The sequence below is a fragment of the Gimesia sp. genome, from assembly GCF_040219335.1.
GTDB lineage: Bacteria > Planctomycetota > Planctomycetia > Planctomycetales > Planctomycetaceae > Gimesia.
Map to the genome: position 1 here is coordinate 1 of NZ_JAVJSQ010000008.1, position 16,145 is coordinate 16,145.

At 52.0% G+C, this 16,145-nt stretch carries 11 protein-coding genes; all 11 read left to right on the plus strand.

Annotation, left to right across the window (positions count from 1 at the left end; genetic code table 11):
* The first annotated feature begins 153 nt into the window (after nt 1-153).
* Nucleotides 154-1,491, plus strand: a complete 1,338-nt coding sequence (locus RID21_RS08845; protein WP_350188277.1) for an IS630 family transposase — start codon at nt 154-156, stop codon at nt 1,489-1,491.
* Nucleotides 1,492-1,736: 245 nt separating this feature from the next.
* The gene (locus tag RID21_RS08850) at nt 1,737-3,677 is read left to right on the plus strand and encodes an ATP-dependent nuclease (RefSeq protein WP_350188278.1); all 1,941 of its coding nucleotides are present in this window, start codon (nt 1,737-1,739) and stop codon (nt 3,675-3,677) included.
* Nucleotides 3,674-5,329, plus strand: a complete 1,656-nt coding sequence (locus tag RID21_RS08855; protein ID WP_350188279.1) for a UvrD-helicase domain-containing protein — start codon at nt 3,674-3,676, stop codon at nt 5,327-5,329. The genes RID21_RS08850 and RID21_RS08855 overlap by 4 nt, the downstream gene beginning before the upstream one ends.
* 148 nt (nt 5,330-5,477) lie before the next feature.
* Nucleotides 5,478-6,026 (plus strand): hypothetical protein, encoded by a 549-nt coding sequence (locus RID21_RS08860; protein ID WP_350188280.1) that lies wholly within the window; start codon nt 5,478-5,480, stop codon nt 6,024-6,026.
* Nucleotides 6,027-6,365: 339 nt separating this feature from the next.
* Entirely contained in the window at nt 6,366-7,406 is a 1,041-nt protein-coding gene (locus tag RID21_RS08865; RefSeq protein ID WP_350188281.1) for an AAA family ATPase, read from the plus strand.
* A 58-nt stretch (nt 7,407-7,464) separates the two neighbouring features.
* Complete coding sequence (locus RID21_RS08870; protein ID WP_145038706.1) at nt 7,465-8,325, plus strand: DUF58 domain-containing protein; 861 nt, start codon at nt 7,465-7,467, stop codon at nt 8,323-8,325.
* Nucleotides 8,325-9,203 (plus strand): hypothetical protein, encoded by an 879-nt coding sequence (locus RID21_RS08875; protein ID WP_350188282.1) that lies wholly within the window; start codon nt 8,325-8,327, stop codon nt 9,201-9,203. The genes RID21_RS08870 and RID21_RS08875 overlap by 1 nt, the downstream gene beginning before the upstream one ends.
* Before the next feature lie 70 nt (nt 9,204-9,273).
* Nucleotides 9,274-10,194 (plus strand): vWA domain-containing protein, encoded by a 921-nt coding sequence (locus RID21_RS08880; RefSeq protein WP_350188283.1) that lies wholly within the window; start codon nt 9,274-9,276, stop codon nt 10,192-10,194.
* On the plus strand, nt 10,188-11,225 hold the full coding sequence (locus tag RID21_RS08885) for a vWA domain-containing protein (protein WP_350188284.1): 1,038 nt from the start codon (nt 10,188-10,190) through the stop codon (nt 11,223-11,225). The genes RID21_RS08880 and RID21_RS08885 overlap by 7 nt, the downstream gene beginning before the upstream one ends.
* Before the next feature lie 75 nt (nt 11,226-11,300).
* A complete protein-coding gene (locus RID21_RS08890; RefSeq protein WP_350188285.1) occupies nt 11,301-12,032 on the plus strand; it encodes a hypothetical protein in 732 nt (243 codons plus the stop codon).
* A 91-nt stretch (nt 12,033-12,123) separates the two neighbouring features.
* A complete protein-coding gene (locus tag RID21_RS08895) occupies nt 12,124-16,080 on the plus strand; it encodes a hypothetical protein (RefSeq protein WP_350188286.1) in 3,957 nt (1,318 codons plus the stop codon).
* Nucleotides 16,081-16,145: the final 65 nt, after the last annotated feature.

Sequence of the window (16,145 nt, forward strand, 5' to 3'; positions counted from 1 at the left end):
GCTAGTAACTCCGCTCTTAAGTTCGTTCTCACCAGAAAGAATATTTACGCCGTCTTCCTGTTTTTTGTAGACCACCAGATTACTGGTGACAAAAATGCTCTTCCGAGGTCTGATGAGGAATCTCACCTCACCCACCAGAACCAGGGAAGAGCAATGTCAGGCAAGGCTGCCCATATTGAATTGACGACGCGTATGTACGAGATTCTAACGCAACTGACTGAGAGTCGGAATGCCAGTCAGGCAATTATTGTTCGCGCCCGGATCATACTACTGGGCTTCGATCAACTGAAAAACCAGGAGATTGCCACTGCCGTCGATCGCTGCGCTAAAACAATCGGGATCTGGAGACGTCGCTGGCGTGACTCTTTTCAGGCACTGCTGCAGATGCAGTTCGACCTCAACCAGAGCGCCTTCCGACGGGCAATCATCGACACCCTCAGTGATGCGCCCCGCAGTGGATCGCCGGGACGTTTTACTGACGAGCAACTGACGGGACTGATTGCCCTCGCCTGTAAAGATCCCCAGAACAGTGGTCGCCCGGTGACTTCCTGGACGGGAGCCGAGCTGGCTGATGAAGCACAACGACGCCAACTGGTCGATGCGATTTCCGCCAGCCATGTTAACCGTGTCCTGCGCGAAGTGAATCTGAAGCCGCATCGCAGCCGTTACTGGTGCAACACGACTGAACAGGATCCTGAAAAGTTTCAACGAGAGGTAGAGACAGTCTGTCGAACCTATCGGGAAGCACAGCAGTTAGCTGACGAGCAGCAAACGCACACGGTCTGCATTGATGAAATGACCAGCCTGCAGGCCAACGAACGGCGGGCTGAAACAAAACGGGCACGTCCCGGACAGCCGGCCAGAGAAGAGTTTCAATATACGCGACATGGTACCGTCTGCGTGACTGCCAACTGGCATGTGACCCAGGGACAACTCCTGGCCACGACGATTACCGAAACACGTGACAATCATGACTTCGCCCGACACATCGCACAGACCATCTCCACTGATCCACAGGCGGGCTGGGTGTTCGTGGTCGATAATTTAAATACGCACTGCGGCGCGCCGCTGGTCAAGCTGGTGGCAGAACAGTTGGGTATCGATCCTGACACCCTGGGAAAGGTCAAACGCGAAGGTGTGCTGAAAACGATGACCAGTCGGCGTGAGTTTCTGACCGACCCGGCACATCGCATTCGTTTTGTGTATCTGCCCAACCACAGTTCCTGGTTGAACCAGATCGAAATCGTGTTCGGCATCATCAAACGCCGCGCACTGCGTCAGGGCAGCTTCACTTCCAAACAGGATCTGATCGAGAAATTACGGCGGTTCATTGAATACTTCAACCAGCATCTGGCCCGCCCCATGCGCTGGACGTATACCGGCCACCGCACACAGAAACAACAGCAGATCGAACGCCCCCGCACCTGGAGAGAACTCAGGAAAACCAGGAAGCAATGGCAACAATTTGCTCTGGTGGGAAACTATTTGTAATCGGAGTTACTAGCTGCCGGTAACCAGGGTAGACACTGCATACAACACTAGTCACAAAAGGGATTCCTCACTTACTAACTTGCGATCACGTAACCATTTGCTACACTGGTGAAACGTGCACTGAATGGCTCTGGTCGTTTCATTTTTATTGTACTGTCCGTGGTAAAGAAACAATTACCCATATAGTCCCTATCGGAAAACGGACTCCTCTGCCCGATACGCGAACCATCCTAGGAAACTCCCGTATGAAGCTCATCGAACTTAGAATTTCCAATTTCAAATGCTTTGGGCCTGAACCAGTAAAAGTCTCATTCATTGATTCGACAACGTTCCTGATCGGCCCTAATGGATCGGGTAAAACTGCTATTCTTCAAGCGCTCGCCAGGATGTTCGCTAGTAATCCATCTTTGCGAAAAATCAGGCGAGATGATTTTCATGTACCTTATGACGAACAAGAGAGTCCAGAGGAAAGGACATTGTTTATCGAAGCTGACTTTTCACTTCCTGAAGTAGCAAACGAAGAGGATAACTCAAATACAATTCCCCCCTGTTTCAATCACATGAGACTCAGTGAGGATGGAGGAAACATTTCCATACGTTACAGGCTGGAAGCCACGATGGGGATTGATGGAGATATTGAAGAAAGTCTGTTTTACGTCACAGGCCAGGAGGCAGATGATTCTCCCAAAAAATCACGAGTATCAAGAGCAGAAAGAAATCACATTGCTGTCCATTATCTCCCCGCAAAGAGAGATCCAAACGATCATATCCAGGCAAACACAACATCATTGCTCGGACGAATTATTCGAGCAATTGACTGGAGTGAAGAAGAACATCAATTTACATCCATTTCTGAAGACATTATGTCTTTGATTTCTCAGAATTCTGCAATAGAAAACGCGAATCAACAACTTTCCGAAGAATGGGAACACCTACACAAGGGAAGTCATTTTCAAAAAGCCAGTTTATTCTTTGGTCTGGAAAGTCTTGAAAGACTGAGAAACAACGTATCAATTGAATTTACTCCAGCTCATGGAGCGTCCACTATTGATTTCTCCTTACTTAGTGATGGCCAAATGTCACTGCTTTACCTTTCATTAGTCACTGCTTTTATCGAAATCAGTCGAACAGCAATGAAGATTGATGAGGATGATGAGCAGAAAATTGATGTAAGTAAATTAAATCCACCGATCTTTTCTATCATCGCAGTTGAAGAACCTGAGAACAGTTTATCTCCACACTATCTCGGGAGAATTAATACCCTGCTCAAGGGAATTTCCAGTGAAGAGGATGCTCAATCGATTGTTACAACTCACTCGCCAGCCATGCTCCACCGAGTTCCGCCAGACCAAATAAGACATACTAGAATTGGACAGGATCGATTGGCATCGGTAAAAGAAATTCGACTACCGCCCAAAAGCAAAATGGATGTGTATAAATATGTGCGAGAAGGAATCTTATTAAATCCAGAAATTTATTTTTCACGATTTGTTGTTTTAGGCGAAGGCCCTAGTGAGTCTATTGTACTTCCTAGACTTTTTGAAGCGGCAGGCCTGCCAGTAGATGAAAATGGAATCACAATAGCTCAACTTGGAGGACGGCATGTCAATTATATGTGGAAAATACTAACCGATTTAGGCATTCCGTATGTAACATTATTAGATTTGGATTTAAGTCGTCATCAAGGTGGGTGGGGAAGAGTCAAATATGCTTTCAATCAGTTAAATCTTGTTAACTTAGAAGAATATGACGGAATTGAGAACATACCTCAATGGGATGAGAGCAGCCCATTGGATGAAAATATTGAGGAGGAATGGGATAAGGATTGTATTAAGGTACTAAAAAAAGAACGTATTTTCTTTTCAGAACCGCTCGATTTGGATTTTTCAATGATTCTTAGTTATCCCAAAGCCTATGGGATAGAGACAGATACCCTAGAGTTTCCAGACGACACTACTATCAAATCAGTCTTGGGAAAATCGCATGCAGAAACGGATTGGTATGATGAAAATGAACTAGAGTTCTTTGACAGTTACCATAAATTATTCAAGCTTGGTAGCAAACCTGCAGCTCATATAAGGGCACTATCAAAATTAAACAATCAAGCTATCCTTGATAATTTCCCCGAATCATATCGCCAACTGATAAAAAGTGTAAAAACTCAGTTACAAGAGGTTTATGAATGATTCAGCGCGATGTCTGGATGCCATCAGGTGGAATAAAACTGGAACCTAATGCATTTACTGCTGCAACCTCTTTCAAAGGTAGCGTAGCACTCATGGCAGGACCAGGTGCAGGGAAAACTGAAATGTTGGCACAAAGAGCTGACTTCTTACTTCGCACAGGAAAATGCAGATTTCCTAAGAGAATTTTAGCGATTTCATTTAAGAGAGATGCCAGCTCTAACCTAAAAGAGCGTGTCCAGAATCGATGTGGGAGGGAACTATCTTCGAGATTAGACAGCCATACGTTTCATGCTTTTGCCAAACGAATTATTGATATTTTCCGCCCCTTCCTGAAGGGCGATGATCAACTTGATGAAAACTATATCATAGCCAAGCATCGGGCACCAAAAACACAAATCACATTCAATGACATGGTCCCTCTGGCAAATCAAATTCTAAGAAGTTGTCCTGAGGCGAGGAATTCTGTTTTACAAACATACAGTGATGTTTTTCTGGATGAATTTCAAGACTGCACAAAGGACCAATATTCACTCATTAAGCTTGCATTTTTAGAAAGTGATACACGCCTGGTAGCCGTTGGAGATACAAAGCAAAAGATCATGGGCTGGGCTGGTGCACTGGATGGTATCTTTCTCGACTTTAGAAATGATTTTGATGCACAATCTTTGAATCTCTACCAGAACTTTAGATCCCTTCCTCGAATCCGACGAGTTCAAAATGATATGGTCAAAGATATTGATCCCGATGCTGCCGTAAAAGATGATGAATTACTTGGTGATAATGGGATAGTCACAATTGAGTCCTTTGCTAATGAAAAAGTAGAAGCAAACTGGATTGCTGACTCGATCGAGAGTTGGATTAATGCTGGAATTCCACCTAGTGAGATTGCAATTCTGTGCAACACACAACCACATCTTTATGCCAAATCCCTGATGGATGAACTAGAAGATAGAAATATTCCATTTCGAAATGAGCAAGAAGTTCAAGACTTATTTTGCGAACCAATTTATAAGTTAATTGTTGATTTTTTAGTTGTCTTACGTGGATCAAACGAACCAGATTCTTGGGAGCGTTTTTTTTCAGTAGTAGCTCCAGATCATTTTGATGATACTAATGACATAAGATCGAGGACTTGGAGCGATTTCATTGAGGAAAAACAGTCTGAGTTAAATGGTTCAATTGATTTTACATCCATCTGGGAATGCGTTGAGGAGTTAATTCAGAATTTAGGTGATTCCGGAGTCAATGAATTATCTCGTGATTATGAAAACAAAAAATGGTTCAGTGAACTTTTAGATTCATCAGAAAAACAAGTACAAAATTGCTTCAATGGAAATGCTGATTTTGTAGAGTCACTCAAAGGATTGTCTAATTTTCATGCAGTAAGAATTTTAACTATTCACAAATGTAAAGGCCTTGAGTTCAACACAGTAATTGTTCAAGGAGTTGAAAAAGAGACATTTTTTGGGAAACTAAAAGATTCTCAATGTGCATTCTTCGTTGCTATATCACGCGCCAAACAAAGCCTGATTATCACCAAATCAGAATTTAGAACTAAGCTACCTGGTGCAAATGATTATTGGAAACAGAATAGAACTTCCTACGATAAATTCATAAGCTATGTGGAGCCTCACGTTGGTGGTGAGGCATAAGTAATTAGCATGAAAATCACCGAAGCCCAACTAATTCTTCGTCAACGTCCCTCTGTAGGTGTCTAGGGTATCCCAATCGGCTCCTAGAGACGATGGACCTTATTCCAGAGCATTTCTGGATAAAAGCGATGTAAAAAAAAGTGTTAGTATGAATAAGCAGAGATATCTTTTCTTCAAATACGGTTTAGTCCTATCAATAGTTCTATTATTAGTTTTATTGATTCTCCAATTAACTGAATCTCTAGAAAATTCATTTAATTATTTAACACTGGTCTTCTCTTTTTTTGCCATTTGCATATCGCTCTATTCTTGTAAGATTGCTGATGAAGCTTACCACTCCAGCTTGAGGCCGATTCTTGTATTTGTCTTAAAAAATGACGGCGGAAAAAAACGTTGGATGATTGAAAATGTGGGTAATGGTGCCGCATTGAACATAAGAATCTATAGAGGTGATCTGAAAACTGACTGGCTTGAAGGAAAAAAATTCTATCCGATTCCTGCGCGAACACGTATTGAATGTCCTCTACAAGACGCATGTAATCGCCTCGGTGCAGCATACGAATCAGTCACTAAAGAAAAGTATCATAGTATTTGTGGAGATTATTACACTGCGCTTGAAGAGGGTGAAGGTCCTGTAGAATGGAACAAAATTCCAACGCAGCGTCATGAAGAACTCACTGAGAGAGAACCGCTATAGTATCTACTAAAGATATCCTCTATGGCTTCTACTCTTAAGCGGTATTGAAACCAATAGCATACGCCGGCCCCCCATTCCTCTTTCATTTCCCACATTCCCGGGAACTCTGCACTCCGCTGGTGCGCAGGAAATTGCTGTGAAAGTTGTTGACAGTCGCTGAGGGGCACTTTTAAGATATACTGTGCCCCTGTTTATTTGTGGGCACTTTTGTCTAGATCGCCAGCGCCATTCGGTGACAGGCAGCATTTCGCCCTGCTGCCCGCGGTTTCTGCAACTGAGTTTCTACCTACTCTGCCCCAGACACAATCGATTTCCCGTCAGCATGGAACGATATCATCTATGAACAGCTCCGCTGCCAGCCAACATGAGGTTTCGGAAGAAGTCCTCAAGAATGCCCAGTTTATTCAGGCCGTCCGCGACCAGGTCGCCACGGTCGTCGTCGGTCAGGATGAGGTCGTCGAACGCCTGTTGATCTCGCTGTTTACCGGCGGTCATATTCTGCTCCAGGGGGTGCCGGGACTGGCGAAAACACTGCTCGTTTCGGTCCTCTCCAAATCGATCGACCTCGATTTCTCCCGCATTCAGTTCACCATCGACCTGCTGCCCTCCGATATTCTGGGTTCGCAGATCCTCGATCAGAAAGCCAACGAGTTCGTCACCCGCACCGGGCCGATCTTTACCAACCTGCTGCTGGCCGACGAAATCAACCGGGCCGCTCCCAAGGTGCAGGGGGCGCTGCTGGAAGCGATGCAGGAACGCAAGGTGACCATCGGCAACGAAACCTTCTCACTCCCCGCACCGTTCCTGGTGATCGCCACGCAGAACCCGGTGGAACAGGCCGGAACCTTTGAACTGCCCGAGGCCCAGCTCGACCGCTTCATGCTCTGTCACCGCCTGGACTATCCCGATCCGAGTGAGGAACGCGAAGTTCTCAAACGCAACATGGCACTCGGCATTCGTCGCGAAGACCGCGGGGCCGTGGTGAATACCGAATTCGACGTCATGCAGCAACAGCCCGTCGGCACAGCCGATGACCTGGTCGCCTGCATGCAGGCCGTCAACGACATTCACGTCAGCGATACCTTCGTGGAACACGTGATCGAAGTCATCAACCGCACACGCAATCATCCCAACATCGAACTGGGCTGCAGTCCGCGTGCCGGCATCGCGCTGGTCAAGGCCTCCCGCGCCCGGGCACTGATCCAGGGACGCAACTACGTGATCCCCGAAGATCTGTTCGTGCTGGCCGAGGATGTGATCCTGCACCGCATCCGGCTGAATTACGAAGCGCTCGCCGACGGGCTCACCGGCAAAGGAGTGCTGCAGGATATGCTCCGCGACCTGGGGGCAACGCCATCCCTGGTCGGGCGGGAGGACTAGTCGCCGCTGTCTCGAATCACGTTATCGAATACTCTCACAAATTTAAAACAGGTGCTGCATGGAAGGCTTACTGGAACAGATTGATCCGCTGGACGCGCGGCAGTTCTACATTGCCGTCAAGCGACTCGCGGACAGCCTGAGCTACGGGACTGACAAGTCGCCGTTCCTCGGTTCCGGGCTCGAGTTCTTCCAGTCGCGACCCTACCAGGAAGGGGATCCGATCAAAAGCATCGACTGGCGGGTCACCGCCCGCACCGGGAAGCTGTACATCAAGGAATACGAAACCCCCAAGCGGCTCCCCTGTTATCTGCTCATCGACACCTCCGCTTCGATGATGATCAGCTCCACCGCGAAAAGTAAATACGGTCTGGCTTTGCACATCGCGGGCGGGCTCGCCTTTGCCTGCCTGGAACGCGTCAGTCCCGTCGGCGTTCTCGGCGTCGGCGAAACCGATCTGCGGATTCATCCCAGCCTTTCCAAAGACCAGGTCATGCAGTGGCTGGTCCGCCTGAGACGCTTCCGCTACGACGAACAGACCACCATCGGTCAACGGGTGGCCGAGTTCAGCCCCAGCCTCAAGAGCCGGGCGCTGATTATCGTCCTCTCCGACCTGCACGATCCCAAAGCGGTTCCCGCCCTCAAGCAACTCGCACAACGACACGATACAGTGGTGATCCAGTTTCGCGATCCCGCTGAGACCGGGCTGCGAGGTGCCGGACTGATGCGGGCCCGCGAAGCAGAGACCGGCAGCGACTTCGTTACACACGGACGCAAGGTCTGGCTCGACCAGGAGCAGATCGACTTCCAGCTGAAACGCAGCGGCATCGATCATCTGTTAATTGAAACGGACGAGCCGTTCGTCCCCCATTTAAGGCAGTTCTTTTCTTCCCGCGATATTCTCTCACGAGGGAGCCGTTAATGAGAGACCGGCAGGCATTTTTCCGAACTCTGATTCTGCAGACACTCGCGCTGGTTCTGCTGGCCTGCGTCTACGGAGCCACACCGTCTCCCACCGCCGCAGCAGAGGAGCCCTCCAGTGCGTCGGTCGGCATGTCGCAACGCATTGAGGATGTCATCCTTCCCGGTTCCGAACTGCAGGTCAAGCAGATCGCCGACGACGATCCGATCATCTTAAGGATTGTCAGCCTCCACCCACACGGCCCGGACATGTTCCGCTATGAACTGGAATACTACGGTCTCAAACCGGGTGAATATAATCTGGCAAACTTCCTCGAACGCAAAGACAAGAGTGAATTGGGCGAACTGCCCGCGATTCCGGTGAGCATCAAGTCGATTCTCCCCGCCAGTCGCGTGGAGCCCAACAGCCCCTCGGCCACATCGATACCCCGGATCGGCGGCTACCAGTTCTGGATGACCATCATCTTCCTGCTCTGGGCGGTGGGCGCCTTTCTGATTGTCTTCGTCAAACGCAAGTCAGCCAATGAGACCGACGACACACAACAGCCGCCCCCCTCGCTGTCAGATCGCCTGCAGCCCATGGTCGAAAAAGCGATCGCGGGTAAGCTGACCCAGACACAGATGGCAGAACTGGAAATGATGCTGGTCGCGTTCTGGCGGAAACGACTGCACCTGGAACAGACCGACGTCGCCGAGGTGACCCGGATTTTAAGACAGCACGAGGAAGCCGGCCCGCTGCTGCAACAGCTGGAAATCCTGCTGCATCGCCCCGACGCGGATCCGCAGTTGAACAGCCCGCAGATCGCGCAGATTCTGGAACCGTATCAGAATCTGCCCGCCGATGCCCTCGACGAGGAGCTGGCGTCCCTCGCTACCTGAATACAGACCGAGTTGGAATTTACTGAAACCGAAATCAACACAACACAAGGCAAACTGGTAAATCGACGTTATGAGTTTTTCACATCCCTGGGTACTCCTGTTCTTAATCGTGCCGATCGCGCTGCTGGTCTGGATCTGGCGGCGTGACGGGGGACACGTCGTGCTCCCCTTCGACCACGGAGTTCAGACGCGCGGACATGCCTGGGGAACGCTGGTCAATCTCGCGCAATCACTGCCCGCACTGATCCTGGCGGTCGTTGTACTGATTCTCGCCGGGCCACAACAGCTGAGTGCCCCCAAAACCAGGCGGGTGCTGACCAACATCGAATTCTGCGTCGACGTCTCCGGCAGTATGACCGCCTCCTTCGGCGAAGGCACACGCTACGATGCCTCGATGGCGGCGATCAACAAGTTTCTCGATTACCGCGAAGGCGACGCCTTCGGCTTGACCTTCTTCGGCAACGAAGTCCTGCACTGGGTTCCCCTCACGACCGATGTCTCCGCGATCAAGTGCGCGCCCCCGTTCATGGATCCCATGAGCCCCGGGCATCCGCACTGGCTGGGAGGCACCGAAATCGGCAAGGCCCTCCGCGCGTGTCGGGAAGTACTCATCTCACGCGAGCAGGGGGACCGGATGATAGTCCTCGTCTCCGACGGCTACAGCTTCGATCTCGGGAACGGACAGGATGTGGAGATTGCCGAAAAACTCAAGGTGGATGGCATCGTGGTTTACGCGATTCACATCGCAGCCAGTGAAGTGCCCGGTCCGGTTGTGAACATCACCGGTCTCACGGGGGGCGAGGTCTTCGAGCCCGAAAGCCCGCAGGCACTGGAAACCGTATTCAAGCACATCGACGAAATGCAGGAGACGCGCCTGGAACGAACGGCAGCGGAGTCGATGGACCACTTTTATCCCTACAGTCTGGCAGGGCTGATCCTGCTGGGGAGCAGCACACTTTCACTCTTTGGATTGAGGTTTACACCGTGGTAGCAGGACTGGCGGCAATTGTGATCCTGGTGGTAGCCACTGGCGCGGAAATGCTCCACGCCCGGCGCATCAGGCGGATTGCGCCCCTCGTCTTCGGTCCCTCCGCCCAACCCGCGGCCTGGGCCCGCATCGTGCCTGCACTTCGCGTGCTCTCACTCACGGGTCTCTGCTGGGGACTGATCACCCTGCTGCTGCTGCCTCCCAAAATTCATGCGGCCCAGGCCATTCCCGATAACGAAATGAAACACCTGCTGATCGTGCTCGATGTCTCGCCCAGTATGCGGCTCGAAGACGCCGGTCAGAACAAGGATCAGGCCCGCATGCAACGCGCCGCGCGGCTCATGGAATCCTTTTTCGAACGGGCCAATATGAACCGCTACCGGACCAGCGTGGTCGCCGTCTATAACGCGGCCAAGCGGGTCGTCGAAGATACCCGCGACCTGGAAGTGATTCACAATATCTTTAACGATCTCCCCATGCATCACGCGTTCGTCTCCGGCGAAACCGATCTGTTCTCGGGACTCGAAGAAGCCGCGGAGCTGGCGAAACCCTGGAATCCACACAGCACCACGCTCCTGCTCATCAGTGACGGCGATACCGTGCCCGGTGTCGGCATGCCCAAAATGCCCGTCTCGGTCGCCAATGCGGTGGTGATCGGCGTGGGAGATTCCGTCAAAGGCTCCTTCATCAACGGACACCACTCCCGCCAGGATGTCTCTACGCTGCGACAACTGGCTATTCGTCTCAACGGCACTTATCACAACGGCAACGAAAAACATCTCAGCACCGACCTGATCGATCAACTGGCGGTCGGCGGTGAAGAGAACCCCTTTGAGAAACTGACCCGCCGCGAATACGCCCTGGCGATCTGCAGTCTCTCGGCATTGATCTACGCCCTGATTCCCTGGTTGCTGCATTACTGGGGCACCGGCTGGAAACCGGGAGTCTTCACCAGTCGCAAGGAACGGGCACGGGCTCGGAAAGAAACGGAACGGAAACAGAAGTCAACACAACTGCATCCCTCGGCCACATGACCGACGGAAAACGGAATACAGGAAACCAGTTTTGTCACTTGTGCAATGGAAACTGATTGCAGGAAGGAAAGTCCAATGAGAATTATGCTGCTACTTTGCTGGGGGCTGGTCCCGCTCTTTCTGGGCGCCTACCACTACGGACCAGGACAGGCACAGCTGAAGCTCGATGATGTGGACCGGAGAGTTAAAGTCGCTGAGACCGCCGAAGAGCAGGGCAACTGGAGTCAGGCAGTGGCGCTCTACAACCAGGCTTTGCCACTGGTGCCCGCAGACAATGTGAAAGAATCACGCAAAATCCGTCTCGCACGCGACAAAGCGATGATGTTCTCCGGAGAACTTCCTGAAGCCTACCTCGATTTGCAGGCCCTTCTCGGTGAACTTCAGTCCGAAGAGAAACCCGATGCGGAACTGTTAAAAGAGACACGCTCCGCGATGGCTAATGCGGAATATTATGTTACCTGGACGCTGCGTCTCGAAGGGGTTGGCAAAGATGGCTGGGAACCCATCATCGAGTCATCGCGTCAGAACTATCGCCTGCTTGCAGAAAACGCAGAGAAAACCGGCGACAAAGGTGACCTCAAAGAACAGCAGGAGAATCTGGAAGCCGTCATCCGGCTCGCAAATCTCGATCTGACCGACCTGCAGGGCATGCCGATTCCCAAACAGTGCAAATGCAAAGGCTGCTGCAACGGTGTCTGTAACGGCAAGAAGCCGGGGAAGAAGCCAGGAAAAGGCAAGGGAAAGAAAAAGGAAAAGGACCATCGTGGCGCCAGTGCCGGACCACCGCCGGATAAAAGTGGTTCGTAATGTCTGACGGAGAAGGGGGGATTCGCCGGTGAATCCCCCGGACGACTGCTGAAACGTATTTGATTCTAAATTCAAGTAAAGGTGACTTCCGATGCAGCGACTGCAACTCGCTCTTTCGATCACAATCGCGACGCTCCTCTGTGCAGCTGACGACCACTCCAGCCTGGCGCAATCTAGCGCGCGAACTTCGTCGGGACAGGTTTCAAAACTTTTAGCGGCCCCGGTCCTGGCACCCGTCCCAGTGTCGGGCAGTCTCACGGTCACGACCGCACCTGCCAGTGTGCAGACCAGTTCCGCAGCCGCAACACAGAGTGCCTCGTCCTCCAGCACGGACGCCCAGCAGAAAGCCTACGAACAGAAACGGCTGGCCGCGATCAAAAAACTGAAGTTCGATCGACGTCCTTCTGCTCGCATCCAGGCCTGGGCTGCACCGGAAAAAACAGACAAACAGCAGCCGGAAGAGAAACAGCAGCCGACCGAACAGCCCCTCGTCGCACAGAAACCGCTGACTCCCGAGCAGCAGGCTGCCGCCGATAAAAAGGCACAGCAGGCGAAACTGGATGCCGAACTGAAAGCCTTCGAAAAACAACTCGCAACGTTGCAGCGCGATGTCACAGACGGGGACTGGAAAGCCGTCAAAACATTTTTCAAGACCCTGCCGCAGGAAGAGTCTCAGGCCCTCTACCTGCAGTTACTGTCCTCCCTGCAGAATCCGGAACGTCCCTCGGGAACCCGTTATCCCCAGTTCTCCGAGAAAAATGTGATCTCCATCGACGACTTCTTCCAGCTGGCAGCACTCCTGCCCGAAGATGCCACGGAAAAGATCGATGCGAAGAATCTGCCTTCAGGCTCGGTCAGTTCCGCACAGCTTCAGCAGATGATTCGCCAGAATCCGCAGCTCGCGGCACAGCTCCAGCAGAAAATGAACCAGAAGAACACGTACTTCGGCCAGCTGACGGGCATCTTCCGCATCTCGCTGGGGAACGGGTACGCGATCCAGGAATATCTCAAAGCGTTTAACGAACAGTTGCAGAAAAAAGAGCCCGTTCTGAGCAAACGCCAGGTCGCACAGTTACTGGCCGATTCCGGACAGGCGCAATATATGGCCGAGTACCTGCCTGCATTGGCAGATGCGATCAAAGAAGATGACCGTGAAGCCTTGAACCTGCTGTCGCGTTATTATCTGGCGCTCCCCTCCCATGAAAAGAAGAATGAGCACCTCGAAAAAGCCTGGGAGGCCCTGCAGGCGGTGCTAGCCGTCGGCGAAATTTCCACCGAAGAAAAAGAAGAAGCCCTCAAGCGGGCCGTCGAACTCACACCTCGCATTAAGGAAGAACTCGGGCAGGCCTGGCTCAAGGAGAGTTTCAGTAAACGTCCCGAACGGGGGAAGGAAATTCTCTCCACCATCGGCTCTGCGGTGGCCACCGGGATGTCGACCCAGATCAGTAACAGTTCCTTCCGCCAGCGGAGTCTGGAACTGCAGAAAATCGCCGTCGAAGCGCTGCTCACCGCGGCTCCCGAACAGGCCCAGGAATGGCAGTCGACGCTACAAATGCTGGCGACCAACTGGCTGCGGGAAGCAGAAATTTCACAGACCTACGACTACTCTACCCGTCGCGGACGTACCATGCAGCGCGATTATTACGGCAACTTCTACTACACCGAAAGCAGTATGATGCAGCCGCAGATGGTGCGGCAGAACCGCATCCAGGCCATCTCGACCGGCAAAATCCTGGAGATGATTCCGGATGAGAAATGGATGAAGCTCGTTGATCCGCCTCTGCACCAGGATTTCATGACTACCATCGCCCGGCTCTATCTCAAAGTCGAAGAGGAAGACGAAGCCTTCCCGTACATTGAGAAGCTGGCCCCTCTCGATCCGCGGGAAGCGAAGACACTGGCCGAACAGTTCCTGCAGGTCTGGACGAAGAATCACAATCCCAATTCGGAACAGCAGCGGACCAGCATCTACATGTTTGCCTGGGGCTTCAATCAGCGGGCCCAGGGCATTCCGCTCACCCGTTCCAAGCAGGTCCGTAATCTTGAAGAACTCGCCAACTGGATCAAGCGAATCAACGATCTTCCCATCGAGCCGATCAATGAAAGACTGATCACACAGGCTTTCACCCAGGTACACAGTGCCGCCGAGGTTTACCAGCTGGATGCGATCGAAAAAATCTACGGCACCGTCGATGGCCTGAATCCCGAGACCCTGGCGTCTCTGATTGAGACCATGCGGACCAACCTCGCTAAAGTCTGGCGGATGCCCGCGACTCAGAAGGCTGCCAAAACCAATCGCAAACAGAAAGACATCGAACGCGAAGTCATCAAAGGTTACGCGACGGCCCAGCAGGTGCTGGAGAAAGCGATTCAGAAATATCCGAAATCCTGGGCGGTGCAACTCGCGAAGGCGGCCCTCGATCATGATGCCAACGAGTTCCGGCAGGAGCTCAACAGTACGACCGAATTCTCCGAGCGTCGTCAGCATTCACTGGAGGGATTTCAGAAGGCAGCCGAACTCTACGCCGCCGAGGTCGAATCGCTCGAAGAAGACAAACAGGAGTCGACCGTCTATGAAACCTGGTTCTATGCCAGCCTCGGCGCTCCCGATTTAGGTAAGATCTCGGATACCACGGTCTCAGACCCCACGCAGTATCCCCTCATCCGCAAGGCGATTGAAGAACTGCCCGGCGAACTCGCCAAACGACATATGGACAAGTTTGCCAACTCCCTGTTCGTCCGGCTGAGTGCCCTCAATCCGGGAGTCAAATTCCGTTACCTGAAAGCGGGCTTTGAAATCGTGGGCGACCATGAACAGGCGCGGGAAGCGAAAAAAGTTTACGACTACTACAAAGACCTCGTGACCGAAATCAAACTGGAAACTGAAATCGACGGTTCGGATGTCGTCGGTCATGGCGAGCCGTTCGGCCTGTTCGTCAACCTGAGGCACACGAAGGAGATTGAACGCGAATCGGGCGGGTTCTCCAAGTACCTGCAGAATCAGAAGCAGGGGAACTACTTCTATTACAACTACGGTCGTCCGCTGGAAAACTATCGTGAGAAGTTCGAGGAATCGGCCCGTCTGGCACTGGAAGAGCATTTCGAGATCCGTTCGATTACGTTCCAGAGCGAAGATGTGAACTCCCGCGCCGCCGAAACCTACGGCTGGCGGGTCACTCCCTATGCCTATCTGCTGCTCAAGCCCAAGGGACCTGAGGTCGACAAGATCCCAAGCCTCACACTCGACATGGATTTCATGGACACCTCCGGCTACGCCGTGATCCCTGTGGAATCGGCGCCGCTGCCCATCGACGCTTCGCCAGAGCAGGGTGATCCGCGTCCGTATGAAAAAGTGACCATCACCCAGACCCTCGACGAACGCGAAGCAAAAGAGGGCAAACTCAAGCTGGAAGTCCGGGCCACCGGGATCGGTCTGATGCCCGACCTGGATCAACTGGTCGATCTGAAACCCAAAGAATTCAACATCACCTCGATTGAAAACGAAGGGGTTTCGGTCTCACAGTTTGATAAGACAGCCCCCGGAAATGCCATCGATTCCGAACGGATCTGGATGGTCTCCATGGAGGCCCGTCCCGATCTCACCAAACATCCGGAAGCATTCACGTTCGGCTTACCGAAAGACGAGGCTCACGAAGTCACCTACCAGCGGTTCGACGATGCCGACCTTGTCTCCGTTGATCCGGAGATCATGCTCCAGCAGGAGTACGGCACTCCCGAACAGTCCTGGGTGATGCCCATCCTCGGCGGGATTGCACTGCTGTTGCTGCTGGGAATCGGTTTCAAACTGGTCACGCGGGAAACACAGACCGTCAGCACGGCCCGTTACCAGATGCCCGAGCATGTCACTCCCTTTACCGTACTGGGCCTGCTCAAGGATATCGAACGCAATAACGGACTCAGTCCCGCAGGCAAAGCCGAGCTCGACACGTCCATTTCTCGTCTGGAACACTACTACTTCGAAGCCCCTACGGGAGAAGAGCCCGACCTCACCGAGGAAGCCCGTCGCTGGGTCAACCGGACGAACTGAGACAGCTCAGGTAGCGTTTATGTAACAGATTTCAACATGAGCGTGAGGTCGACAGCATGAGCTAT